The sequence below is a fragment of the Streptomyces sp. NPDC054887 genome (assembly GCF_053610585.1).
Genome location: NZ_JBSGYQ010000001.1, coordinates 294,471 through 319,229, shown reverse-complemented (window position 1 = coordinate 319,229; position 24,759 = coordinate 294,471). Strand labels below are relative to the sequence as shown.

General features: G+C 73.4%; 15 protein-coding genes, 2 tRNA genes and 1 riboswitch. Of the genes, 8 read left to right on the top strand and 9 right to left on the bottom strand.

From position 1 onward, the window contains the following. Positions 1–477: 477 nt before the first annotated feature. Positions 478–1,035, bottom strand: coding sequence for a MarR family winged helix-turn-helix transcriptional regulator (locus ACWGH0_RS01475; RefSeq protein ID WP_453402045.1), 558 nt, complete (start codon positions 1,033–1,035; stop codon positions 478–480). A gap of 137 nt (positions 1,036–1,172) precedes the next feature. On the opposite strand from ACWGH0_RS01475, the gene ACWGH0_RS01470 reads away from it, so the two are divergent. Beyond that, a complete protein-coding gene (locus ACWGH0_RS01470) occupies positions 1,173–2,453 on the top strand; it encodes an MFS transporter (protein ID WP_453402067.1) in 1,281 nt (426 codons plus the stop codon). 19 nt (positions 2,454–2,472) lie between these two features. Here the strand turns inward: ACWGH0_RS01470 and ACWGH0_RS01465 are convergent, their stop codons facing one another. Together ACWGH0_RS01465 and ACWGH0_RS01460 are read right to left on the bottom strand one after the other, a co-directional pair. Next, complete coding sequence (locus tag ACWGH0_RS01465) at positions 2,473–4,137, bottom strand: ATP-binding SpoIIE family protein phosphatase (protein WP_453402044.1); 1,665 nt, start codon at positions 4,135–4,137, stop codon at positions 2,473–2,475. A 184-nt stretch (positions 4,138–4,321) separates the two neighbouring features. Continuing rightward, positions 4,322–5,662 carry an NAD(P)/FAD-dependent oxidoreductase gene (locus ACWGH0_RS01460; RefSeq protein ID WP_453402043.1) on the bottom strand — a complete coding sequence of 447 codons (1,341 nt, stop codon included), beginning with the start codon at positions 5,660–5,662 and terminating at the stop codon, positions 4,322–4,324. A gap of 331 nt (positions 5,663–5,993) precedes the next feature. Between ACWGH0_RS01460 and ACWGH0_RS01455 the strand changes: the two genes are divergently transcribed. Together ACWGH0_RS01455 and ACWGH0_RS01450 are read left to right on the top strand one after the other, a co-directional pair. Continuing rightward, entirely contained in the window at positions 5,994–6,812 is an 819-nt protein-coding gene (locus tag ACWGH0_RS01455; protein ID WP_453402042.1) for a TetR/AcrR family transcriptional regulator, read from the top strand. Between the two features lie 257 nt (positions 6,813–7,069). Beyond that, positions 7,070–9,208, top strand: a complete 2,139-nt coding sequence (locus tag ACWGH0_RS01450; protein WP_453402041.1) for a sigma-70 family RNA polymerase sigma factor — start codon at positions 7,070–7,072, stop codon at positions 9,206–9,208. A 586-nt stretch (positions 9,209–9,794) separates the two neighbouring features. Here ACWGH0_RS01450 and ACWGH0_RS01445 read toward each other — a convergent pair. Then, complete coding sequence (locus tag ACWGH0_RS01445) at positions 9,795–11,945, bottom strand: asparagine synthase-related protein (RefSeq protein ID WP_453402040.1); 2,151 nt, start codon at positions 11,943–11,945, stop codon at positions 9,795–9,797. Between the two features lie 620 nt (positions 11,946–12,565). On the opposite strand from ACWGH0_RS01445, the gene ACWGH0_RS01440 reads away from it, so the two are divergent. The 4 genes from ACWGH0_RS01440 (at position 12,566) to ACWGH0_RS01425 (ending at position 17,962) form a co-directional block, all read left to right on the top strand. Then, positions 12,566–13,996 (top strand): MFS transporter, encoded by a 1,431-nt coding sequence (locus tag ACWGH0_RS01440; RefSeq protein ID WP_453402039.1) that lies wholly within the window; start codon positions 12,566–12,568, stop codon positions 13,994–13,996. Between the two features lie 183 nt (positions 13,997–14,179). Next, the gene (gene lhgO / locus ACWGH0_RS01435; RefSeq protein ID WP_453402038.1) at positions 14,180–15,409 is read left to right on the top strand and encodes an L-2-hydroxyglutarate oxidase; all 1,230 of its coding nucleotides are present in this window, start codon (positions 14,180–14,182) and stop codon (positions 15,407–15,409) included. Positions 15,410–15,588: 179 nt separating this feature from the next. Next, on the top strand, positions 15,589–16,368 hold the full coding sequence (trmB, locus tag ACWGH0_RS01430; RefSeq protein WP_453402066.1) for a tRNA (guanosine(46)-N7)-methyltransferase TrmB: 780 nt from the start codon (positions 15,589–15,591) through the stop codon (positions 16,366–16,368). Positions 16,369–16,546: 178 nt separating this feature from the next. Next, positions 16,547–17,962: a PrsW family intramembrane metalloprotease gene (locus ACWGH0_RS01425; protein WP_453402037.1), complete on the top strand. Its 1,416-nt coding sequence runs from the start codon at positions 16,547–16,549 to the stop codon at positions 17,960–17,962. Between the two features lie 144 nt (positions 17,963–18,106). Here the strand turns inward: ACWGH0_RS01425 and ACWGH0_RS01420 are convergent, their stop codons facing one another. Continuing rightward, positions 18,107–19,195 carry a M23 family metallopeptidase gene (locus tag ACWGH0_RS01420; protein WP_453402036.1) on the bottom strand — a complete coding sequence of 363 codons (1,089 nt, stop codon included), beginning with the start codon at positions 19,193–19,195 and terminating at the stop codon, positions 18,107–18,109. Between the two features lie 11 nt (positions 19,196–19,206). Continuing rightward, positions 19,207–19,354, bottom strand: a riboswitch (cyclic di-AMP (ydaO/yuaA leader). A gap of 258 nt (positions 19,355–19,612) precedes the next feature. Between ACWGH0_RS01420 and ACWGH0_RS01415 the strand changes: the two genes are divergently transcribed. Beyond that, the gene (locus ACWGH0_RS01415; protein WP_453402035.1) at positions 19,613–20,596 is read left to right on the top strand and encodes a DUF2332 domain-containing protein; all 984 of its coding nucleotides are present in this window, start codon (positions 19,613–19,615) and stop codon (positions 20,594–20,596) included. A 289-nt stretch (positions 20,597–20,885) separates the two neighbouring features. On the opposite strand, the gene ACWGH0_RS01410 is transcribed toward ACWGH0_RS01415, so the two are convergent. The 4 genes from ACWGH0_RS01410 to ACWGH0_RS01395 form a co-directional block, all read right to left on the bottom strand. Then, positions 20,886–20,959: transfer RNA gene (locus ACWGH0_RS01410), tRNA-Met, on the bottom strand. A 131-nt stretch (positions 20,960–21,090) separates the two neighbouring features. Beyond that, the gene (locus ACWGH0_RS01405) at positions 21,091–21,291 is read right to left on the bottom strand and encodes a DUF5988 family protein (protein ID WP_453402034.1); all 201 of its coding nucleotides are present in this window, start codon (positions 21,289–21,291) and stop codon (positions 21,091–21,093) included. 137 nt (positions 21,292–21,428) lie between these two features. After that, positions 21,429–21,501: transfer RNA gene (locus ACWGH0_RS01400), tRNA-Lys, on the bottom strand. A gap of 87 nt (positions 21,502–21,588) precedes the next feature. After that, positions 21,589–24,678, bottom strand: coding sequence for an FG-GAP repeat domain-containing protein (locus ACWGH0_RS01395; protein ID WP_453402033.1), 3,090 nt, complete (start codon positions 24,676–24,678; stop codon positions 21,589–21,591). Positions 24,679–24,759: the final 81 nt, after the last annotated feature.

Genomic DNA, 24,759 nt, shown 5'->3' with positions numbered 1-24,759 from the left:
TCTGGCGTTGACTTTTGGCACGCTGTTGAGTTCTCAAGGAACGGACGCTTCCTTTGTACTCACCCTCTCGGGCTTTCCTCCGGGCTTTCGTTCGGCATTTCGTGTTTCCGACTCTATCAGACTCTTTCGCGTCCGACTTCCTCGGCGCTTTCCAGTTCTTCGCTTTCGCGTTTCCCTTTCCGGCGGTTCCGACTCTATCAGATCCTTTCGGGCCTGACTCCCAGTCAGCGGGTTTCGCCTTTCCGGCTGTTGGGCCGTTCCGACGCCCTGAACTCTAGCGGATTTCCGGGGCGGCTCACAATCGAGCCTGTCGAATGGAATTCCGGCACGCCGAAATTCTCTCCGAGTGGAGATCGTGCAGAGTTTGGGTGTGCCGCGTCTGCGGCGAGTGGTTGCCGCAGAACCGTTCCGGCTCCGTGACAACTCGAAGAACCTTACGGATCGGCGGGGGCCGTGTCAACCCCTGCCGTTCACCCGTCAGTCGAGGTCCGTGAGGCGCCCGCCGGCGTCCGGCTGGGCGTCCTCCACCCGGCGCAGCAGCCGGATCAGCATCTCGCCGAGCGAGCCGCGTTCCTCGGCGGAGAGGTCCTGGAGCAGGTCCTCCTCGAAGCTCGACGCCATCCGCATCGCTTCCAGCCATTTGGCGCGGCCCTCGTCGGTCAGTTCCACGATCACGCGTACGCGGTTGCTCTCGTCGCGGTCCCGGGTGACCAGGCCGTCCGCAGCCATGCGGTCGATGCGGTGCGTCATGGCGGCCGGCGTGAGGCCGAGGCGCTTCGCGAGCTCGCCGGGGCCCAGCCGGTAAGGGGCTCCGGAGACCACGAGGGTCTTCAGCACCTCCCACTCCGTGTTGCTGATGCCGAGGGCGGCGACCTGGCGTCCGTACGCGACGTTCATGCGGCGGTTCAGGCGGCCCAGGGCCGAGACGACCTTCTCCACCTGCGGGTCCAGGTCGCCGTACTCGCGCTGGTAGGCGGCGATCTGCTCGTCGAGGCTCGGCTCCTGGAGGCCGTGCGGGTCTGGGGTCTCAGGCATGCCGCGCAGTATGACACGGACTCGTTGGCCTTTAAGTCCTTCGGTGTGTACTGTTGAGGTTCTAACTTTAGTGTTGAAGTCTTCAGGCTTCAGCTCTTCTCGTCGAAACCATGAGGCAGGTGAGTGTGACCAGGGCAATGGGCGCCGCGATGCGCCGGATCCAGATGGGGAACGCGCTGAGCGCGTTCGGTATCGGGTTCACCGTTCCGTATCTGTATGTGTACGTCGCCCAGGTGCGGGATCTGGGCGCGAGTACAGCAGGTGTGGTGCTCGCCGTCTTTGCTGTGGCCGCACTCCTCGTCCTGCCGTTCACCGGGCGTGCCATCGACCGGCGCGGCCCCGTGCCCGTAGTGGTCGCCGCCGCTGTCGTGGCCGCGGCCGGCGCTCTGTGCATGGGGCTCGCGGCCAGTGTGCCGATGGTGCTGCTGTCCGCCGCGCTGCTCGGCGCGGGTACGGCGGTGGTGCAGCCGGCGCTCGCGACGATGATCGTCTGGTGCTCGACGCCCGCCACCCGTACGCGGGCGTTCGCCATGCAGTTCTTCCTGGCGAACCTCGGGCTCGGCATCGGCGGTCTCATCGGCGGCCAGCTCGTCGACGAGAGCCGGCCCGACAGCTTCCTGCTGCTCTTCGGCATCGAGGCCGTCATGTTCCTGGTGCTCGCCGGGATCGGCGCGAGCGTCCGGCTGCCGCGCGCCGCCGTCATCGCCGGCGCCATGCCGCAGGACGACGCCGCGCCCAAGGGCGGTCTGCGGGCGCTGCTGAAGCACCGGGCGATGGTGCAGCTGTGCGGTCTCGGTTTCGTCCTCTTCTTCGCCTGTTACGGACAGTTCGAGTCGGGGCTCGCCGCGTACGGCACCGAGGCGGCCGGGATCCAGCCGTCGACGCTGGGCATCGCCCTGGCGGCCAACACTGCGGTCATCGTGCTGGCGCAGTTCGTGGTGCTGCGGCTGGTCGAGCGGCACCGGCGCTCGCGGGTCATCGCCCTGGTCGGGCTGATCTGGACCCTCGCGTGGATCGTGGCGGGGTACGCCGGCCTCGGGCACGGCGGCCAGACGATGGCCACCGCCGCGTTCGTCTCGACGTACGCGCTCTTCGGTCTCGGTGAGGCGATGCTGTCGCCGACCGTCGCGCCGCTGGTCGCCGATCTGGCGCCGGAGTCGATGGTCGGGCAGTACAACTCGGCGTTCGCGCTGGTCAAGCAGCTCGCGCTGGCCGTCGGGCCGGCGGTGGGCGGGCCGATGGGCGCGTCGCTGCACGCGCCGTACATCCTGACCTTCGTCGTCTTCTCGCTGGGCATCAGCGTGCTGGCGCTGCGGCTCGGCAAGCAGCTCACCCCGGCGCAGGACCGGCCGCTGCCGGCCACGTCTCGGGTCGTGGCCTCCGGTGTGCCGGCGAAGGAACTCACCCCGGCGGGCTAGGGCGCGGCGGCGTCGGCCGTCAGCTGTTGGGCAGGGCGAACTCGCACCAGACCGCCTTGCCGCCTCCGGGGGTGCGGCGGCTGCCCCACGACGAGGCGATGGTCGCGACGATCGAGATGCCGCGTCCCGCCTCGTCGGCCGGTTCGGCGCGGCGGCGGCGCGGCAGGTGGTCGTCGCCGTCCGTCACCTCGATGATCAGTCGCCGGTCGGTTCGCCGCAGGCGCAGGCGCATCGGGGGCGTGCCGTGCTGGAGGGAGTTGGCCACCAGCTCGCTGGCCGCCAGTACGCCCAGGTCGCACAGCTCGACCGGGAAGCGCCAGGAGGCCAGCACGCCCGTCGCGAAGGCGCGGGCCCTGGGCGCCGCCTCGACGCCGCCGAGCAGTTCCAGGGCGGCGTTGTGGAAGAGCTCGGCGTCGGCGCCGGTGCGGGTGGGGTGCTGGAGGACCAGAACCGCCACGTCGTCGTCGTGCTCGGCCGTGACGCCCAGCGCGCGGATCAGGCGGTCGCAGACGACCTGCGGCGTGCCGGTGGCGCCGGACAGCGCGCGTTCCAGTGCGGCCACGCCCTCGTCGATGTCCTCGCGGCGGCGTTCGACGAGACCGTCCGTGTAGAGGACGGCGGTGGAGCCGGGCGGGAGGGCGATCGTGCCCGAGGTGTGCATCCAGCCGCCGGTGCCGAGCGGGGGGCCCGTGTGGTCCTCGGCGCGGCGGACCGTGCCGTCCTCGTCGCGGACGAGGATCGGGAGGTGGCCGGCCGACGCGTAGACGAGGCGGCCCTCGTTGGGGTCGTGGACCGCGTAGGCGCAGGTGGCGATCTGGCTGGCGTCGATCTCGGCGGCGAGTCCGTCCAGCAGCTGGAGGACCTCGTGGGGCGGCAGGTCGAGGCGGGCGTACGCGCGGACGGCCGTGCGGAGCTGGCCCATCACGGCGGCGGCGCGCACCCCACGGCCCATGACGTCGCCGATGACCAGGGCGGTGCGGCCGGCGCCGAGGGTGATGACGTCGTACCAGTCGCCGCCGACGGCCGCGTCGGTGCCGCCCGGCTGGTAGGTGGCGGCGATGCGCAGGTCGTCCGGCTGTTCCAACTCCTGCGGGAGGAGGGAGCGCTGGAGGGTGACGGCCGTCTCGCGCAGCCGGCGTTCGCTGGCGCGCAGGCGTTCCGCGGCTTCCGCGTGGTCGGTGACGTCGGCGGCGAAGACGAGCACGCCGCGCTCCGCGCCCTCGACCGGGGGCTCGATCGGCGTGCAGGTGATCGTGTACGAGCCGCCCTTGGGGACCTTGCGGGACTTGACCGTACGGGGCGTGCCGCTGCGCAGGACCTGGTCCATCAGCGGGAGCAGGCCCAGTTCGTCGAGCTCCGGGAGTGCGGTGGCGGCCGGGGCTCCGGGCTCGCGGGGGCCGAAGGCTGCGGCGTAGGCGTCGTTCACGTACGCGACGCGGTGGTCGGGCCCGTAGACCAGGGCGACGAGGGCGGGGAGCCGGCCGAGGATCTCGCAGACGGAGAGGTCCGTCAGGGGCCCCGGCGGGGGCAGGCCGGCGTCGCCGGGCGCGGCGTGGGCGTCGGGCCCGGGCTCGGACGGCCGGCCGTACTCAACGCGGGCCGCCGGGACGGAGCCGCGGTCGCTCCGCGCTGCGGCGCGGCGCTGCGTTCCGGGGAGACGGGCGCTCCAGCGCGTGAAGTTCACAGACTTTCAAGCCTCATGGTGTCGCGTTGCGTTGTGTCACTGACGCTGTGGTCGCTGCGTTTGCTGTGGTCGCTGCGGTTGCCGTGGGGGGAGGGACTGCCGTGCCGTTACAGCGGGTGACTCTGATCGGGCGTGAGCCAGCCTATGGTCACACGCCCAGTGTGACCGACCGCACTGACAGTCGTCACTTGTTCTTGGGCGGCTTGCCGCCCGCGGCCAGTTCGAACTCGGCCCGCGGGTGCTCCAGGGAGCCGAGGGAGACGATCTCGCGTTTGAAGAGTCCGGCGAGTGTCCACTCGGCGAGGACGCGGGCCTTGCGGTTGAAGGTCGGCACCCGGCTGAGGTGGTACGTACGGTGCATCAGCCAGGCCGGATAGCCCTTGAGCTTGCGGCCGTAGACGTGCGCGACGCCCTGGTGCAGCCCGAGTGAGGCGACGGAACCGGCGTACTTGTGCTCGTAGTTCTTCAGCGGTTCGCCGCGCAGTGAGGCCAGGACGTTCTCCGCGAGGACCTTGGCCTGGCGCACGGCGTGCTGGGCGTTCGGGGCGCACTCCTTGTCCTTCTCCGGCGCGGTGAGGTCGGGCACGGCGGCGGCGTCGCCCGCGGTCCAGGCGTGGTCGGCGCCCTTGATCCTGAGTTGGGCGGTGGCGGCGAGGCGGCCGCGCCCGTTGAGCGGCAGGTCGCTCGCGGCGAGGACGGGGTGCGGTTTGACGCCCGCGGTCCAGACGAGGGTGCGGGTGGGGAAGCGGGAGCCGTCGCTGAGGACGGCGACGCGGTCCGCGCAGGAGTCGAGCCGGGTGTCCAGACGCACGTCGATGTTGCGCCTGCGCAGCTCACGGATGGCGTACTTGCCCATCTCCTCGCCGACCTCGGGGAGGATGCGGCCCGTGGCCTCCACGAGGATCCACCGCATGTCCTCGGGCTTAACGTTGTGGTAGTACCGGGCGGCGTAGCGGGCCATGTCCTCCAGCTCGCCGAGCGCCTCGACCCCGGCGTACCCACCGCCGACGAAGACGAAGGTGAGGGCGGCGTCGCGGACGGCCGGGTCGCGGGTGGCGGACGCGATGTCCATCTGCTCGATGACGTGGTTGCGCAGGCCGATGGCCTCTTCGACGGTCTTGAAGCCGATGCCGTAGTCGGCGAGGCCGGGGATCGGGAGGGTGCGCGAGACGGAGCCCGGGGCGAGGACGAGTTCGTCGTACGTGATCTCGACGCCGCCGGTGCCCTCCTCCTCGGTGGCGAGGGTCGTGACGGTCGCGGTGCGCTTGGCATGGTCGATGGACTTGGCCTCGCCGATGACGATCTTGCACTTGTCCAGGACGCGGCGGAGCGGGACCACGACGTGGCGCGGGGAGATGGAGCCGGCCGCCGCTTCGGGGAGGAACGGCTGATACGTCATATAAGGATCAGGCGTCACCACAGTGACCTCGGCCTCGCCGCTTCTCAGCTTCCGCTGGAGGTGCAGCGCGGTGTACATCCCGACGTAGCCGCCGCCGACAACGAGAATGCGCGCAGGTTCTGTCACTGTCCCATGACGCAACGGCCGCCGGAGTTTGTCCACAGGCCCGGCAGATTGTGTGACTGGAAGCCGCGGGCGGCGCCTGCTCGGGCGATTTCCGTTCAACCGGAAAGGTGCGCAGGTCAGGGGGTGGAAAGGGCGCGCGCGCAGTGGCCGAATCAGGAAGGTTCTGGTCGATACTCCGATCGGGCGGGCGCTCCGTGCGGAACTACCCCCTTCTGTATCTACGCGCGCTCAACTATGTTCGTATCTCGTCGGGGCGGCCAGGTCTGCGGTCCCGGCCGACTATCAGGGCGGGGAGTCTCCGGGGGGAGACATCATTACCGGGGGAACGCTGATGCACATTCAGGACTCTCATTGGCAGACAGCCGTCGCATCCGACGGCCACGGGCGTGCGGGGGCGGGGGGATCCCGTTCCGCACCGCTGCGTGTGGACGCACAGCGCAATCTTGAGCACGTACTGCGGGCCGCTCGCGAGGTGTTCGGCGAGCTGGGCTACGGGGCGCCGATGGAGGACGTCGCGCGACGGGCCAGGGTCGGCGTCGGGACGGTGTACCGCCGGTTCCCGAGCAAGGACGTACTGGTGCGCCGCATAGCCGAGGAGGAGACCTCCCGGCTGACCGATCAGGCCCGTACGGCCCTCGGTCAGGAGGACGAGCCGTGGTCGGCCCTCTCCCGCTTCCTGCGTACTTCGGTGGCTTCCGGCGCGGGCCGGCTGCTGCCGCCGCAGGTGCTGCGGGTGGGCGTGGACGGCGGGGACGGGCTGGACGGCGGTGATGTCGTGGGCGCCGGTGAGCCGGCGTCGGCGCAGGCCGGGCTGCGGGTGCCGCAGCAGCGGCAGGCCGTGGCGCCGGTGGCCTCGGGATCCGCGGCGGTGTCCGCGGTGCCCGAGCTCCGGCTGGTCGAGCAGCGGAGTGCCGGCTCCGACGGCCCGGGGGCCGACGACGCAGGTGCGGCGGAGCTGCTGGAGGTCGTGGGACGGCTGGTGGACCGGGCGCGCGCGGCCGGCGAACTGCGTGGCGATGTGACGGTCGCCGACGTCCTGCTGGTGATAGCCACGGCCGCGCCTTCGCTGCCGGACGCGGCGCAGCAGGCGGCGGCCTCGTCGCGGTTGCTGGACATCCTGCTGGAGGGGCTGCGGTCCAGGCCCGCGTGATCCCGTAGCCGGGACTCGGGCGGGTTCGCCCGTCGGCCCGCTCGTCCGCCGGGTGGCGGACTGGCGGGCCTTCCGCTTTCCCGGGTGTGTCCGAACGAATCCGTTGAGCTTTCCCCGTTCGGGTGAGCATTAGTGCTCGTTTGCGGGAAAACTCCCCGGATGAGTGGTTGCCTGTTCGGAGCAATGGGACGCCGTTCGCTCTGTGGGACCCTTGGCCGGATATTTACGGTCCGAGGGTGCTTACGGGGGCTTCCGCTATGGGTGTTGAGGGGCGGGACGAGCCGCTCGACCGTGTCGGCACGGAGTCCGACGGGCGGCCCGCGCGGCACGTGCCCAGCCAGGGGCGGCCCGGGCGGGTGAGCGGATCGGGAGCGGGGGACGGTCGTGCGGACGGCCGGGACGGCGGTCCTGGAGACCGGCGTGTGGGCGGACCGGGGCAAGGGCGTGCGAACGGACCCGGGCAGGGGCGTGCGGACGGAACTGGGGAAGTGCCTGCGGGCGGTCGTGCGGGCGAGGTCGTGGACGGGGACGGCGGAGGTGGGACCGTGCTGCCGGGGCCGTGGCCGGCCGTGGAGGGCGACGAGGCGAGCGTCCCCATGCAGCGCGAGGGCCGGACGAGCGCGGGCGGCGGCGCGTCTACGAACGGGCTCCTGTCGGACGCGACGCTGGTCGAGCGGATGCGCGGCGGCGACGACAGCGCGTACGAGGAGCTGTTCCGGCGGCACGCCGACGCCGTCCGCCGGTACGCCCGTACCTGCTGCCGGGACGCCCACACCGCCGACGACCTGACCGCCGAGGTCTTCGCCCGCACGCTCCAGGCGGTGCGCGGGGGCGCGGGGCCCGCGCACGCCGTGCGGGCGTACCTGCTGACGACCGTGCGGCGGGTGGCCGCGGCGTGGACGAAGACGGCCAGGCGCGAGCACCTCGTCGAGGACTTCGCCGTGTTCGCGACGCAGTCCGCCCGTTCGGTGGACGCGTCGGACGACGACACCCTGGAACTGGGAGCCGACGTACGGGCCATGCACGAGGCGGAGCGGACGCTCGCCATGCGGGCGTTCCGCAGCCTGCCGGAGCGCTGGCAGGCCGTGCTGTGGCACACCACGGTCGAGGAGGAGTCGCCGAGTGACGTGGCGCCGCTGTTCGGGCTGACGGCGAACGCCACGGCCGTGCTGGCGAGCCGGGCGCGGGAAGGGCTGAAGCAGGCGTACCTCCAGGCGCACGTGAGCAGCGCGCTGACGGCGGGCGGGGACTGCGCGCGGTACGCCGACCGGCTCGGCGCGTATGCCAGGGGCGGACTGCGGACGCGCGCCGAGCGGGGGCTGCGCAAGCATCTGGAGGAGTGCGCGAAGTGCCGGGTGGCGGCCGGTGAGCTGAGCGATGTGAACGACGGGATTCCGGCGTTGCTCCCGGTCGCGGTAATCGGCTGGTTCGCCGCCGGGTACGCGGTCAAGGGCGCCGGGCTGGTGGCGGGAGGCGCCGCCGGAGCGGCGGGGGCGGCCGGAGCGGGGGCCGCCGCGGCGGCGACCGGTGGCTCCGGCTCGGCCGCCGGTGGAGCGGCCGCGGCCGAGGCCGTGGGCGCCCCGGCGAAGGTGGCGATCGGTGTGGCGGTGGCCGCGGCGGTGACGGCGGGGGTGGTCTTCGCGCTCGCGGGGGAGGACGCGAAGCCCGGGGCGAAGCCGGTGGCCGAGGCGCCGGTGTCGCGGCCTGCCGTACCGCAGCGGCCCGGTCCGGAGCCGCCCGCTCCTTCCGCGGCGCCGGTGGTGAAGCCGCCGGTGGCTCCGCCCGGGCCGTCCCCGACGGTCACGCCGCCGTCGTCCTCGCCCGCGCGTCCCGAGGCGAAGCCCGCGCCGAAGCCGGAACCGACGCTGCCCAGGGCGAAGCCGCCGGCGGCGGAGCCCGCGCCGCCGCCCGCGAAGCCGCCCGCGAAGCCGCCGCCGCCGTCGGCTCCGCCGCCCGCGCCGGTCGTGTATCAGGTGAACAGCCTGAAGTACGGCGCGTTCGGCGACCACACCGAGCCCGAGGTGAGCGTCACGGAGAGCAGTTGGCTGTGGCAGCGCTACGGCATGTCGATCGGTGGCGTCCGGTACGGGAACGGCGTGACGACGCACGCCAGGTCGTCCGTGACCATCGACCTGAACCGGGCCTGCACCACCTACGAGGCGCTCGTCGGCATCGACGACATGGCGATGGGGATGGGGGCGGCGCGCTTCTCGCTGTACGGGGACGGCGCGCTGCTGTGGCGGTCGGGGCTGGTACGGGGCAACGACGCGGCGGTGGCGGTGCGGGCCGGCATCTCCGGGCGGGAGTCGATCCGCCTCGTGGTGGAGCCGGAGCGTCCGCACGAGTCGATGGTCCTGGCGGACTGGGCGCAGTCGCGGATCAGCTGCGGGGGGTGAGGGGCGGGTCGGGCGGGCGGGGTACGGGTGCTGCGGTTGTGGCCCGGACTGCGCTTGTCGGGTGCTGCGGTCTTGCCCCGGGATGCGCTTGCCGGTGCGGCCGCGACGGGTGGGGGCAGCGGGCCTCTCCTTGCGGCGTGCGGGCGGCGGATCTGGCGGGCGGCGTACGGGTGGTGCGGGGTGCGGGGTGCCGCTGCGCGGGGCTTTCCCCTACCCGCCCCTTCCCGAACCGGGGCTCCGCCCCGGACCCCGCTCCTCAAACGCCGGAGGGGCTGAACATGCTGGCCGGGGTGCTACAGCGGGCCTGCCCGAGCCCGAGAGACGCAGGCCGAAGGCCGGAGGGCCTGAGGGCCAGAAGGGCTGGGTGGAGCGGCCCGAGCACCGGAAGGGCTGAGGGCCCGAGCGCCCGAGCACCGGAAGGGCTGAGGGCCGGAGCGGCCCGAGCGCCGGAGCGGCCCGAGCGACCGAGCGCCGGAAGACTGAGGACGGGAGCGTCCCGAGCGCCGGATCAGCCCCGGAGTCAGTAGCCGGCAGTGCTGCCCGCCTGCGGGTACCGGAGCCTCGACCGAGAAGCCGGACCGCGGCCTCAGAGGGCCCTGCGCGGGGGTACTCCGCCCGCTACCGCTCGTTGGCGGGGGGCCGCGGTGCCGGTCCAGCAGGTTCCTCGGCGGGAGATCAGGCGGCGCAGCCACAGTTCCGTGGAGACCAGGTCGGCGAGGCCGTCCAGGGGAACTGGTTCGCCCTCGGCGGCCGCGCGCAGGGCCTTGCGTACGACGCGGGCCTCGATCAGGCCCGCGTCGGCCAGCAGGGGTGCGTCGAAGAGCGCGATGAGGTCGCCGATCGCGGCGCGCAGGCCGGTGCGGGCGGCCGCCGTCGAGGAGGGGTGGGACGTGGCGCCCCAGCCCGGCGGCAGGTCCTTGATGCCGGCCCCGGCCAGGACGGCGCGCAGGATCGCCGCGCGGGCGCCCGGCTGGACCCGGAGGGCTTCGGGGAGCGTACGGGCGGCCCGTACGACCTGGTTGTCGAGGAAGGGCGCGTGCAGGCGCTGGCTGCGGACCTCGGCGGCCTGTTCGAAGACCCGGTGGTCGGCCGCCGCCCGGGCGAGGGCGGCCCGGGCACGGGCCTCGCCGGGGCGCTGGACCGACGAGGGCCGGGTGACCGACGCTTGGAGGCGAACCGATACTTCAGCGAGTGCCTCCCCGGTCAGCCAGCGCGCCGCGGGCCCGGGTCTCGTCCAGGAGAGGGCCGCGAGCGACGCTTCGAGGGCGGAGGCCGGCGCGGTGCCCGCGCCCCGGACGCCGGGTTCGTCGAAACGGCGGTCCATGAGGCGGGCCGCCGCCTCCTCGATGCCCGAGCGGTACGGCGTACGGGCGAGGCGGCGTGCGGCGCGGTAGACGGTCAGCGGCACGAACAGGGAGTGGGCGGAGGGCCCTTCGACCTTGGCGAGGGCGGCGACCGGGCGCAGCAGGTCGCGGCGTCTGCGGTCCATCAACAGGTCGGCGAGCCGGGCCGGATGGGCGTCCAGCACCTGGCGTGCGCCGTTCCCGGTGAAGTGGTCGGCGCTGCCGGCGGCGAGCCGGCGGCGGTGGCGCTCGGCGGTGACCAGGGACGGCCCCGGTTCGTCGGTGAGCGGGCCGCTGTCGAGATCGGCGTACGGCAGGGCTTCCGCCCCGGCGGCCACGACGACGTGGTGCAGCCGTGGGTTGGCGGCGATGACGCCGGCCCGCTGCAACTCCGCCTCGCCGCCGGGGCCTTCGGCGGTCAGGTCGTTGAAGGTGACGGCGAGCAGCCGTTCCCCGGCACCCGTGCCGTGGCCCAGGACCGTACCGGGCAGCCCGGGCAGACCGGCCGCGAGGAGGGCCAGTGTCGCGGACGCGCTGCCGCCCGAGAGGTCGGCGCCGATGCCGGGGACGGGCGCGCCCCGTGCGGCCCTGCGGTCGGCGGGGCCCATGCCGGGGACGGGCCCCGGGTCGGGCGGCACCGTCTCGGGGGCGTGGCGCGGCGCGGTGAGCCGGGCCCGTACCGCTTCGACCAGGGCGTCGCGCACCCCGTCGACGGCACGCTCCGCGTCGAGCTGGGGCGCGGCCACGGCGAGGGAGGCGACCGGTTCGTACCCGGTGATCTCGCGCGAACCCTCCCGCAGCACGAGCGCGTGCCCCGGCGGGATGCGCCGCACTCCGGCGTACGGGGTGCCGTCGCGCAACGCCTCGGGCACGTCGGGGCAGGCGAGGAGGGCCGCGAGGTGGCCGATGTCGAGCTGTGCCTCGATGAGGTCGGCGAGCGGGAGCGCGGCGGTGGCGTACGCGGTGCCATTGGCCCAGGGCGTGTAGAAGACGGGGCGGGCTCCTGCCAGGTCACCGACCACGGTGACGCGGCGGCCGACCTGGACGACGGCGGTGTAGCTGCCGGACCACGCCGTCAGATGCCGCAGTGCGCCGCCGCGCGCCGCGAAGAGGCCGACGCGCAGCTGTTCGTCGGAAGCGCCGCAGCATCCGAGGACCGCGATGCGGGTGAAGGGGTCGACGCTGAGGGTGCGGACCTCGTCGGGGCGCCAGTCACCGACGGCCCACAGGGGGTCGGGGTCGCCCCACAGGAGCTGGGAGCCAACGGGGTGCACGGTGAGGGGTTCGTGGTCGGAGGAGGGGTGGGACGAGGGGTGGGCGGCGCCGGCCGTGCCGACCGCTCCGACCGTCCCGAAGCTGGCGGCGACACTGCTCCACCCCACCAACCACCGCATCGCGCCTCCACAGGCTGTGGACAACCAAACGCACGTACCGAAGCGGCATCGACGAATGCGAGAAGCGGCTTCGGGACCATGCTGCCACGACAACGGCATGCGGGAGGGCCTGTGGACGCCGTACGGGCAAGTCAATGCGCCCGCCGTGCACAGGACTTCGGCCGGTTTGGGCGACAGGCGCCATTCAGCCATTCTGCGGGCGCGACGGTACCGAGGGGCGCCGCGGGGGAACGCACAGTCCGGGAGGCGCTGTTCGCCTCCCGGACCGGTCCGCCGCCCGCGGGGATGAAGGCGGCGGTGTCCCCCAGCCCACTGGATCCAGTGCAGCGGGCCGACCCACGCGACTCCCATGGAACGGCCCGGGGCGTCGGCCCGACGAGAGCGCAGGGCGGGCGCACGGCCACACGCACGGAGCACGGGGTCGGCACGGGCGTTCGTGTAACTACACGAATCTCGCCATACGGACCACCGCCCCTTAACGGTCGGGAGGCGGAGAACTACGCTGGGTTTACTGATGTTCTGAGCGGGCCGCATATTCCGGCTGGGCTGGCCGCGCGGTTGTGCGGGCGGAACGGCCGGCCATGTCCCGCCGGACGGCTGTCTGTGTCGAGGGGTGGCGCATGTCCAGGGAGCAACGCGGGCCGAACGACAAGCTCGGCACGGTTCTCGCCCTCGCGGGAATCAGCAACGCCGGCCTGGCGAGGCGGGTCAACGATCTGGGGTCGCAACGCGGCCTGACACTTCGCTACGACAAGACGTCGGTGGCCCGGTGGGTGTCGAAGGGCATGGTGCCGCAGGGCGCCGCGCCCCATCTCATCGCCGCCGCCATCGGCGCCAAGCTGGGGCGGCCCGTGCCGCTGCACGAGATCGGGCTCGCGGACGCGGATCCGGCGCCGGAGGTCGGCCTGGCCTTCCCGCGCGACGTGTCGGCGGCCGTGCGTTCGGCGACCGAGCTGTACCGGCTGGATCTGGCCGGCCGCCGGGCGGGCAGCGGCGGCATCTGGCAGTCGCTGGCCGGTTCGTTCGCGGTCAGCGCGTACGCGACTCCGGCTTCCCGCTGGCTGATAACACCGGCCGACTCCTCGGTGGCGCGGGATTCCGCGGCCGAGGAGTCGGCGGCCGACGCGACGCCGCTGCGGGTGGGCCACGCGGACGTGGCCAAGCTGCGCGAGGCGGCGGAGGACGCGCGGCGCTGGGACTCCAAGTACGGCGGCGGGGACTGGCGTTCGTCGATGGTGCCGGAGTGCTTACGGGTTGACGCGGCGCCGCTGCTGCTCGGCTCGTACAGCGACGACGTCGGCCGCTCGCTGTTCGGCGCGACGTCCGAGCTCACGCGACTGGCCGGCTGGATGGCCTTCGACACCGGGCAGCAGGAGGCCGCGCAGCGCTACTACATCCAGGCGCTGCGGCTGGCGCGCGCGGCGGCCGACGTGCCGCTGGGCGGGTACATCCTGGCGTCGATGTCGCTCCAGGCGACCTACCGCGGGTTCGCCGACGAGGGGGTCGACCTGGCGCAGGCGGCGCTGGAGCGGAACCGGGGGCTCGCCACGGCGCGCACCATGAGCTTCTTCCGGCTGGTGGAGGCCCGGGCGCACGCGAAGGCGGGGGACGCGCAGGCGGCGGGCGGAGCGCTGAAGGCGGCGGAGGGCTGGCTGGAACGGGCGCGGGAGGGCGACGCCGACCCGTCCTGGCTGGGTTTCTACTCGTACGACCGGTTCGCGGCCGACGCGGCGGAGTGCTACCGCGACCTGAAGGCGCCGCGGCAGGTGCGGCGGTTCACGGAGCAGGCGCTGTCGCGGCCGACGGAGGAGTTCGTACGTTCCCACGGTCTGCGGCTGGTGGTGTCGGCGGTCGCGGAGCTGGAGTCCGGCAACCTGGACGCGGCGTGCGCGGCGGGGACGCGGGCGGTGGAGGTCGCGGGGCGAATCTCGTCGGCGCGGACCACCGAGTACGTCCGGGACCTGCTGCACCGGCTGGAGCCGTACGGCGACGAGCCGCGGGTCGCGGAGCTGCGGGAGCGGGCGCGGCCGCTGCTGGTGGCGCCGGCGTAGGGGCGCGGTGCAGGGGCGTCGGGCTCGGCCGCTGCTGGTGGTGGCGCCGGCGTAGGGGCGGGGCTCGGCGGGGCCGTGGCCCGGTGGTTTGAAGGCGTTGTCAGTGGGTCAGTGCATCATCGGGAGTCCGGGGACGCTTCCCCGGAGCACGGATCCGGACATGGCCGCGGTGGGAGGTGAGCGATGCCGTACGACCGCTACGACCGTTTCGACTGCGATGTGCTGGTGATCGGTGCGGGGATCGTCGGCCTCTCGGCGGCGTACGCCGTCACGCGCGCCGCCCCGGGCACCCGCGTGACGGTGCTGGAGAAGGAGCGGGCCCCCGCCCTGCACCAGACCGGGCGCAACAGCGGCGTGATCCACAGCGGCATCTATTACCGGCCGGGTTCCCTCAAGGCGCGGTACGCGGTGCGGGGCGCGGCGGAGATGATCAAGTTCTGCGCGGAGCACGGGATCGCGCACGAGGTCACGGGCAAGCTGATCGTCGCGACCGAGCGGGACGAGCTGCCGCGGCTGCACGCGCTGGTGCAGCGGGGGCGGGAGAACGGCATTCCGGTGCGGGAGCTGGGCGCGGCCCAGATCGCGGAGCACGAGCCGGACGTACGGGGTCTGGCGGCGATCCACGTGGCGACGACCGGCGTGTGCGACTACGGGGCGGTCGCGGGGCAGCTTGCGGAGAGCCTCGCCGCGTCGGGCGCGGAGATCCGGTACGGCGCGGAGGTGGCCGCCGTGGACCGGCGGACCTGGGGTGTCGCGGTCCGCACGGCGGACGGGGCGGTGGTGCGGGCGCGGGTCCTGGTGAACTGCGCGGGGCTGCACTGCGACCGGGTGGCGCGGCTGGCCGGCGACGACCCCGGCATGCGGATCGTCCCCTTCCGCGGTGAGTACTTCGACCTCGCGCGCCCGGAGCTGGTGCGCGGCCTGGTCTACCCGGTGCCGGACCCGGCGTTCCCCTTCCTCGGGGTGCACCTGACGCGGGGCATCGACGGAAACGTGCACGTGGGGCCGAACGCGGTGCCGGCGCTCGCGCGGGAGGGGTACGCCTGGTCGGCGGTCCGGCCGCGCGAGCTGGCCGGAACGCTCGCCTGGCCGGGTTCGTGGCGGATAGCCCGGCGCCACTGGCGGTACGGGGCCGGGGAGCTGCACCGCTCGCTGTCGAAGCGCGCGTTCGCCGACGCGGTCCGACGGCTGCTGCCGGACGTCCGCGAGGCGGACCTGCGGCCGGCCGCGGCGGGGGTCCGGGCGCAGGCGGTGCTGCGGGACGGGACCCTCGTCGACGACTTCCTGATCCAGGAGGCGCCCCGCACGATCCACGTCCTGAACGCCCCGTCCCCGGCGGCCACGGCCTCGCTCCCGATCGGCAGACAGGTGGCGCGGCGGGCGCTGGAGGTGCTGGGCGGGGTGAAGGGGTAGGGCCGCGGTCTGACCGGTCCGCGGACCGCCCGGGGGAGCCAGCCGCGGACCGCCGCGCGGATCCCGGCCGACCCCGGCTCGACCCCGGCTCGACCCCTGCGGACCGGCCGGCCGACTCGTCGCTCCGCACACGGCGGGCCGCGCCGTAGAATCGGGGCATTGTGTCTGAGTCCTCCCGCGTGCACCGCGACGCCGCCGCCCCCCACGTCTCCCCCTTCCACCGAGCGAAGGGCGAGCCCCGTTTTCCCGGCGGCCCCGCCCCCGACCCCGCCGGTTCGCACCACGAGCGGCGGATCCGCAGCTTCCAGCCGCGGCGCAGCAGGGTGACCACGGGGCAGGCCGAGGCGCTGGAGCGGCTGTGGCCCCAGTGGGGCCTGGACATCGACGGCAAGCGCGTCCTCGACCTCGACGAGCTCTTCGGAGGCCGTGGTCTGCCCGTCGTGCTGGAGATCGGGTTCGGGATGGGCGAGGCCACCGCGCAGATGGCCGCCGAGGACCCCGCCACCGGCATCCTCGCCGTGGACGTGCACACGCCGGGCCAGGGCAACCTCCTCGGCCTCGCCGAGCGTGCCGGTCTCACCAACGTGCGGGTCGCCAACGGTGACGCGATCATCCTGCTGCGCGAGATGCTGCCGCCCGCCTCCCTGGCCGGCCTGCGCGTGTACTTCCCCGACCCGTGGCCGAAGAAGCGGCACCACAAGCGGCGCCTCATCCAGCCGGAGTTCCTGGACCTCGTCGCGCCCCGCCTCGCCCCCGGCGCGATCGTGCACTGCGCGACCGACTGGGAGCCGTACGCCGAGCAGATGCTGGAAGTGCTCTCCGCGCACCCCGACTTCGAGAACACCGTTCCGGACGGCGGCTACGCGCCCAGGCCCGCGTTCCGGCCGCTCACCCGGTTCGAGGGCCAGGGCCTCGACAAGGGCCATGTCGTGAACGACCTGCTCTTCCGCCGCCGCTGACGCACCGGCGCCGGCGGACGGCCGGACGGACGGCCTCTCGCCAGGGCCGAACGGCCGGGCGGACGAGCTGACGGCCCGCGGCCCGGCGGGTGCGCCCGGGCGGCCGGTGGGCCCAGCCGGCCGCGCCCGGACCGCAGGCCCCATCGTCACTGTCGGAGGCCCTCGTTAGGGTCGACGGGTGTACGAAAGCGCTCCGCACCCCCGGCAGCACCCGGCGGTCCCGGACTGCGAGCAGCAGCCGCGGTTCACCGCCGTACCGCCGCCTGCCCACTGGCGCTACCGGCCGCGCCGGGCCTGGTGGCGCACCAGGGCGGTGCGCGCGGGCGCGGTGATCACGGCGCTGGCGCTCTGCGCCCTGGTGATCCTCGCGATCGTCCGCGACCAGACCGGCACGCAGGGCTTCCTGGTCGGTCTGGGGCTCGCCGTGCTGCCGGTGCCGTTGCTGGCGTCGGCGTTCCGCTGGCTGGACCGGGTGGAGCCCGAGCCCTGGCGGAACCTCCTCTTCGCGTTCGCGTGGGGCGCGTTCGCGGCCGCGCTCGTCGCGATCATCGCGAACAGTTTCGCGACCCGCTGGATAGCCACGGCCACCGCCGATCCGGCGGGGGCCGAATCCCTCGGCGCCACGGTGATAGCCCCGGTCGTCGAGGAGAGCGCGAAGGCGGCGGCCGTGCTGCTGATCTTCGTCTTCCGCAGACGCGACTTCACCGGGGTCGTCGACGGCGTGGTGGTCGCCGGGTTCACGGCGACCGGCTTCGCCTTCACCGAGAACATCCTTTACCTCGGCAACGCCTTCGGGGAGGACCAGCAGGCCGGCGCGTCCGGCCTCGCGTCGGTGACCGCGGCGACCTTCTTCGTACGCATAGTGATGTCGCCGTTCGCGCATCCCCTGTTCACGGTGCTGACGGGCATCGGCTTCGGTCTGGCCGCGCTCGTGCCCACGCGCCGGGGCCGGTGGCGGCGCGTCGCGCCGCCCGTCGCCGGCCTGCTCTGCGCGATGGGGATGCACGCCCTGTGGAACGGCTCGGCGGCCTTCGGGGCCTACGGCTTCTACGCGGTGTACGGCGCTTTCATGGTCCCCGCCTTCGGGCTGCTGACCTGGCTGGTGGTGTGGACGCGTCAGCGCGAGCTGCGGACGATAGCCGCCGAGCTGCCCGCGTACGCCGCCGCCGGCTGGCTGCTGCCCGCCGAGCCGCTCGCCCTCTCCTCGATGCGGGCGCGGGCGCTGGCGCGGGGCGCGGCGGCGCGTACGTACTCGAACGGTGGGGCGGGGCGCACCGGAGGCCGTGCCGCCGCCCGTGCCGTGGCCGAGTACGAAGCCTCAGCCACGTCGCTCGCGTTCCTCCGCCACCGCGCCCACCGGGGTGCGCTGGACGCGGACTTCACGGCCCGTGAGCAGGAGCTGCTGCACCACCTCTGGCAGCGCAGGGAGGTGGCCGGTCCGGCCCTGGAGTACGCGGCGCGCGCCACCGGCCGGGTGCGGACCCCGCCGCCGTGGCCGCCCGCCCGGCCGCCGTACGGGTACGGACAGGGGTACGGGTACGGGCCGCCGCCGCATCAGGACTACGCCGTGTACAACCCGTACCGGCAGGGCTAGCCGAGGCGGACGCGCACGCGGACCGGCAGCCCTGGGCGCGGGGGGCGTGCGTCAGGGCTGCCGGCGAAAGGGGCGCCGCGCGGGGGTGTCCGGCGGGAAACCGTGGGACACCCCGGCACAGTGCGGTGCGAAGGGCCGGAGCCGTCAGACGGTGAGGCCCTTGCCGCGCAGCCACGCGGCCGGGTCGACGCCGGCGCCGTCCGGGGTGTGCACTTCGAGGTGCAGGTGCGGGCCCGTCACGTTGCCCGTGGCGCCCACGCGGCCGATGACGTCGCCCGTGCCGACGTCGCCGGACGTGACGGTCATCGAGGAGAGGTGGCAGTACCAGATCTCCGTACCGTCCTCCAGTTCCAGGACGATGCGGTAGCCGTACGAGCCGGACCAGCCGGCGGACTTGATCGTGCCGCCGTGCACGGCCTTGACCGGCGTGCCCGTCGGGGCGGCGAAGTCGAGGCCGGTGTGCTGACCGGAGGACCACATCGCGCCGGACTGGCCGTAGGTCGAGGTGAGCGTGTACGAGGAGGTCGGCAGCGAGTAGCTGGCGGCCAGCTTGGCGAGCCGCTCCGCCTCGGCCTTGCGCGCGGCCTCCGCCTCCGCCTCGCGCTTCTTCTCCGCGGCCTCGCGCTTCTCCTCGGCCGCCTCGGCCTCCGCCGCGCTCTGCTGCTTCTGCGCCTCGGCCGCGGCCTTCTCGGCGGCCTCCTTCTCGGCGGCCTCCTTCGCCTCGGCGTCGGCGGCGGTCTGCTGCTGCTCGGCCTGCTGGAGGATGCGGGCGCGCAGGGCCTCGCCCGCGTCGGTGGTGCCCTGCTGCGCGTCGGCGGTGGTGACGCCTGCGGTCGTCAGGGGGGCGGCTGCCAGGACCGCCTCGCCCGCCTCACCGGCGTCGGGTTCCGCGTCGTCGGACATCAAAGCGCCGACACCGGGTAGTTGGTCTGCGTCGGGAAGCGAGTCCGCTATCGCGTCGGGAAGGGAGATCGAAATGGCCGGCTTGTCCTGGGCGGTGGCGATGCCACCCGCGCCGACAGCGGCGATGACGCCGACGCCGAGGACGGTGGAGCTGCGGCCGAGACCGCCGCGCTGCTTGGCGACCCGGTGACGGCCGCGCACGGGACGGACGGATTCCTCGGTGGGATTCCATTCCTCCCAGGTCCCCTCCCCGCCGACGTGGTTCCCGGTGTCGTGGGCCGCCCCGTAGGGGGGCATGGCGGTGTGGGGGGCAGGGCTGTTGGACGCCACGTGGGCGTGCTCCTTTCCTTCCTTCTCGCCTACCGGGTTAGCTGACGGGTTCGGAGCAGGAAGGTCTCCTACGAGCCTCTCCGTGGGTACGGAGCGGCCCGATTCACCCCAAGGAACGTGGTTCCCCGGTTCCCTCGCGGGATTCGGCGCGTGCGCACGGTGCCGTCTCTTGCGACGACTGGGACGACCGCGCTGCGTTATCGAACGTTAATAGACACCGGCTCCGGATTCCAAGCTGTTCCAACTGATCGTTAAGGGCCTCGCCCTGAACCAATCAGGACACAAGCCATCACAGCCGGACGAGTTGACCGCCACTCAGAAAACATCCGTCGCATGACGGTTCGTCAATCGTTATGCGGAGGGGCATCCCCCGACTACGCAGCGTGGCGAGCCGTTCCCTGCGGCTAACTTCGGCACATGGTTGTCAACAGCACGCAGTCCGTGGCCGCCCGCTACCGCGAGTTCTCCGAGCAGCAGGCCCGCGGCGTCTCTCCCCTGTACGCGGAACTCACCGCCCGCATCAGCGAGGACGGAGACCTCTGCGCCCTCGTCGCCGCGCTCCCGCCCGGCAACAAGCAGCAGCCCAATCTCCTCCTCGCCGCCGTCCGTTACCTCGGCGGCCGGTACGAGGACTGGGCGTCCTTCCGCGCCTGGACCCTGGCGCACTGGGACGCCGTGCGCACCGTCGTACTCGAACGGTTCACGCAGACCAACGAGCCCGCCCGCTGCGCCACCCTGCTGCCCCTCCTCGCCGCCCTCCCCCAGCCCCTGGCGCTCGTCGAGGTCGGCGCCTCGGCCGGCCTGTGCCTCCACCCCGACCGCTACGCCTACCGGTACGACGAAGGCCCCGTGCTCGGCGCCTCCCCCGTCACCTTCCACTGCCGTACCGAGGGCCCCGTGCCGCTGCCCACCGCGCTCCCGGACGTCGTGTGGCGCGCCGGCATCGACCTCAACCCGCTCGACGCCACCGCCGAGGACGACATCCGCTGGCTCCAGTCACTGATCTGGCCCGGCCCCGCCGAGCGCCCGCGCCGGCAGCTCGCCGCCGTCGAGGCCGTGCGTACGGCTCCCCGGCCCCGCATCGTCCGCGGCGACCTGGTCGACGCACTGCCGGCGCTGGCCGCCGAGGCTCCCCAGGACGCCACGCTGGTCGTCTTCCACACCGCCGTGCTCACCTACCTGCCGCTCGCCCGCCGTGAGCGGTTCGCCGCGCTCGTCCGCGAACTGCCCGGCCACTGGATCTCCAACGAGCACCACACCGTGCTGCCGTGGCTCGACGCCCCCGCCCCCGACGACGAGCACCTGCTCACCCTGGCCCTCGACGAACGCGCGGTCGCCTTCACCGCGCCGCACGGTCAGAGCCTGCACTGGTTCGGCCGTCCGGCAGCCCGGGACGCCTGATCAGACTCACGGTCCTCCGGCGGTCCTGCTGCCCCTCGGCGCGATCAGCAGCACGGGCAGCGCGCGGACGAACCGCGAGGCCGCCCCGCCCTTCTTCCCCACCGTGGTCTCCTCGCCGCGTACCCGGCTGCGGACGGTACCGGGCCCTGCCCAGGCTGGCCGCCGCCGCGCGGCGCGGCCATCGGGAGCGGCCGAACGGGGGACGGGCGGGGGCCGCGGCGGTCCGCGACACGACAGCGGACACAACGAAGGCCCGGATCTCTTCCGAGATCCGGGCCTTCGTCTTCAGTAGCGGGGACAGGATTTGAACCTGCGACCTCTGGGTTATGAGCCCAGCGAGCTACCGAGCTGCTCCACCCCGCGTCGTTGAACCCAACTGTACGCCATGGGGGGACCGCTCCCGACCACGCGCCCCACGGGCCCCCGCCGCCGGTACGGCCGGCGGGCCGGGGCCCGCGGCCGGATCCGCTCAACCCGCCCGCGCCGGAGCGCCGTTACTCGGCGATCTCCGTGCGCTCCCACCACTCGTAGACCGTCACGCGTCCCTGGTCGGTCTCCTGGTGCCGCGACGTGACCTTGAAGTGCTCGTAGCCGCCGCGGTGCGGGATCTTCAGCTCTTGTCCGGGTGGCGTGATCGGCACGATCCGGTCCCGCAGATCGTCCGGCCCGCCTTCGAGAAGCGCCTTTTCCGTCATGCCCACCAGTGTTCCCACGCTTTTGCGCACCCGCATGTCGGAGCACCCGCCCGCGCACGCGTCGGCGCCCCGCCCGATCGGATCGGGCGGGGCGCTGACGTGCGGGTCGACCGGGATGCCCCGGACGCCTCGGGCGGTAGGCCGTGTGGGACTCGAACCCACAACCAACGGATTAAAAGTCCGCTGCTCTGCCAATTGAGCTAACGGCCCTCGGCGAATCACCCCCGAGCATAGCCGCAGCGAGCCCGGTAGCCGATCGGGTATCGGCTACCCGGCCCGTCGCGGAAGGGCGGAGCCCTAGAACAGCCCCTTGTAGCCCTGCCATCCGGTGGCGACCTGGGTGCGGCCGCCGAAGGACCCGCGGCCGTTCCCGTCGTTGCGGAAGAGCTTGCCCGCGGAGTCGCGCACGACGATGTCGGCCTTGCCGTCACCGTTCAGGTCACCGGCTCCGACGAGGGCGTTGTAGGACCTTCCCCAGTCCTTGAAGACCTGCACGCGGCCCTTGAACGTGCCCTCGCCGGTCCCTTCGTAGCGCCACAGGCCGCCGGACCTGTCGTGCGCGAGGAGGTCGGCCCGGCCGTCGCCCGTGAGGTCACCGGCGCCGGCGATCCGCCCGTACGTCTTCCAGTTCGAACCGATCTTCACCTTGCCGGCGAGCTTCCCGCCCGCCGCTCCGGCGAAGAAGTACACGTCTCCGCTCGACGCCTGACGGGCGACCAGGTCGGCGCGGCGGTCGCCGTTCATGTCGCCGGGCGAGGTCAGCACGTCGTACTGCCCCCATCCGGTGCCGACCGAGGTGTACGCCGTCGACGGCGTCAGCGGCTTCCCGCAGCCGGGCCGGTAGGCGCGCAGCTCGCCGGAGGGCTGCCGCACCAGCACGTCGTTGCACAGGTCGCCGTTCACGTCGCCGAACGGCACGGCGTACGCCGAGGTCGGCCAGCCGCCGCCCGACGTCTTGCCGGAGAACGTCCCCGTCCCGGTCCCGTGCTGGAAGGTGAGGCTGCCGGAGGAGTTCAGCGTCAGCAGGTCCCCGACGGCGTCGCCCCCGGCGAAGTCGTGGCGTACGGGCGAGGCGCCCCGCAGCGCGACCGTACCCGTCCGCTCCAGCGCGGGGCCGTTGCCGTCGGCGGGCGCGACGGACAGCGTCCAGGCGTACGTGCCGTTCGGGAAGGGCACATCGCCCTGCGCGCCGGGCACCATGCCGTGCCAGTGCGCGGCGAGCCGCTCGCGCACGGCCCCGCCGCGTACCGTGTCGACGACCTTGCCCGTGCCCCTGTCGCGCAGCGTCAGCGTCCAGGACGCGGCGGGTTTGGACAGCGGAGTGGTGGTGACGGTCTGCGGTACGGCGTCGAAGGCGCGCGCCGTGATCTTCGTGCTGTCGGCCGGGGCCCCGGCCGTGGTCAAGCGCTGTCCGAGGACCCCGGACGGCACCAGGTGCACCTGCTCGTCGACGTCGACGTAGGCGGCGTTCCCGCCGAAGCGGTCGACGGTCCACCGCACGTGCCGCTGCGAGACGCCGGTGCCGGGCAGGTCTCCGACCGTACGGCTGCGGGCCTCACCCGTGTCCACGGCGGTGAGGACGAGCTTCCCGGCGGCCTCGTCGTGCGTGACGAGCCACCCGTCACCGAGCAGCGCCTCGCCCGAAGGCACGCGCACCGACTTCTTCTCCGTACGGTCGTACACCCCGGCGGGACCGCCCGAGGGGCAGCTCCAGTACACCCAGCGCCCGACCGCCTGGAGCTCCTCGGGCACGCAGCTCGCGCCGGTGTCCGCCGTCTCGACGGTCGTCCCGGCGGCGAGGTCCCGCGCGGTGACCACGCCCTTCGCCGCGCCCGGGGTCCACAGCCGCCCCGCCCAGACGGCGGCGGCGCCGGGGGCGCGCTGCACGAGTGCCTTGCCGTCGGAGAGGCGGTAGACGGTCTGCTTCCCCGCCGCTTGGGAGGTGTGGATCAGGTGGTCCGGGGTGACGGAGGTGATTTCCCCGCCCTCGGGGACGACCAGCGTGCGGCCGTCGTCGGCGTCGGCGCCCTGGACGCGCACGAGATCACGTTCCTCCGAGTCCCGGTCCAGCCACGCGACCCGTCCGTCGCCGACGCCGTGGAAGCCGCCGCAGACCGGATCGTCGTCCGCGCACCACGGCAGGCTCGCGCTGCTCGAAGTGAGCGGCGTGCGCGCGCCGTACGTCGGGGTGCCGGTGGCGTTCAGCGTGCGCCCGTAGCCGCGCCGCGCGCCCGCGTCGTCGTCCGCGAAGGCCAGCCGCCCGTGGGCGAGCGACAGCCCTTCCACAACGGCGGGCACCGGGTCCAGCTTCTTGACGGTCGTCACTCGGGGGCTGCCGTCCGGACCCGTGGTGATGCGGCGTATGCCCCAGTCGTGGGCCCCTTGGCCGCCGATCGCCACCGCGGTCCCGCCCGGCCCCGTCAGCACGGTCCGAGTGCTGCTGCCCAGCAGTGTGACCGGCGTCCCTCCCGCGAGCGGCACCGCCTGGACCGTGGAGGAGCGCGGTACGTACACGAGCCAGTCGCCGACCACCGCCCACCCGGTGAGGTGGTTGGACGGCTCCGCCCCCGGTCGCAGCGGCGTCGGGGTGGCGGAGAGGTCGTCACGGGGAACGGACAGCCAGGTGTGTTCGGTCGAGCTGTAGAGGACGAGCCGGTCAGGAGTCAGTCGGGGGTGCATGGTCGTGCCGTGCAGCGGCGCGGTGACTCCGCTCACCACGCCCGTGGCCTTGTCGATGACGATCGCCCGGCCGGTGCCCCCGATCTCGGCCATGACCACGATGGAGGTGTCGTCACCGGTCCTCGGCCCGATGAGCGTCGCGCCCTCGGGTATTCCGGTCACCGGCACGTCACGGGTGCCGCCCTCGGCGGTCGGCGACAGCAGGTGGAGCGTCACGGTGTTCGTGCCGTCGCCGTTCGGGACCCGCTCCGCCGTCAGGGCGGTGGAGCCGTACGTGACCCCGTAGGTCTGTCCCTCGGGGACGGTGATCGTCCGTACGGAACCGTCGGCCGCGTCACGCAGCTCGACGCTGCGCCCGTCGGAGTGGGCGAGTGCGTCGCTCCCCGTGGGCTGGGCGCTGCCGCCGTTCTGCGCGGGGCCGACAGGGAAGGTTTTGCCGTCCTCGAAACGTGTCCAGAGCTTGCCCGTCAGTCCCTCCTCGGTGTGGAAGACGCCCTTCTGCCCGGTGCCGTCAGCACCGCGGGTGGCGATTCCCACCTGAAGGTCCGCCCGCCGGACGGTGTCGCGCGACTCCGCCGGAATCACGACCTCTTGCGCCCCTTGGACGCCACCGTCCGCCGCCGCGACGTGCGGCGGCACGAGTACTGCGGTGAGCCCTATTCCCATGGCTGCGGCGATCGTGCCGCGCGCAAGGGCATGACGTGTCACTCGGTTCCCTCCCCGGGAGCCAGAAGAAGGCACGGGGAAGCGACGGCGGCTGCGTGTCGCGCGCGCCGTCGGCGAAGTGAA

Bases quoted from the DNA above. Each gene is read 5' to 3' on its own strand.
- ACWGH0_RS01445 (WP_453402040.1), bottom strand. From the start codon at position 11,945: ATGCGGTGGTTGGTGGGGTGGAGCAGTGTCGCCGCCAGCTTCGGGACG.
- ACWGH0_RS01450 (WP_453402041.1), top strand. From the start codon at position 7,070: ATGGGTGTTGAGGGGCGGGACGAGCCGCTCGACCGTGTCGGCACGGAG.
- ACWGH0_RS01475 (WP_453402045.1), bottom strand. From the start codon at position 1,035: ATGCCTGAGACCCCAGACCCGCACGGCCTCCAGGAGCCGAGCCTCGAC.
- ACWGH0_RS01415 (WP_453402035.1), top strand. From the start codon at position 19,613: ATGGTTGTCAACAGCACGCAGTCCGTGGCCGCCCGCTACCGCGAGTTC.
- ACWGH0_RS01440 (WP_453402039.1), top strand. From the start codon at position 12,566: ATGTCCAGGGAGCAACGCGGGCCGAACGACAAGCTCGGCACGGTTCTC.
- ACWGH0_RS01405 (WP_453402034.1), bottom strand. From the start codon at position 21,291: ATGACGGAAAAGGCGCTTCTCGAAGGCGGGCCGGACGATCTGCGGGAC.
- ACWGH0_RS01455 (WP_453402042.1), top strand. From the start codon at position 5,994: ATGCACATTCAGGACTCTCATTGGCAGACAGCCGTCGCATCCGACGGC.
- ACWGH0_RS01470 (WP_453402067.1), top strand. From the start codon at position 1,173: ATGGGCGCCGCGATGCGCCGGATCCAGATGGGGAACGCGCTGAGCGCG.
- lhgO (WP_453402038.1), top strand. From the start codon at position 14,180: ATGCCGTACGACCGCTACGACCGTTTCGACTGCGATGTGCTGGTGATC.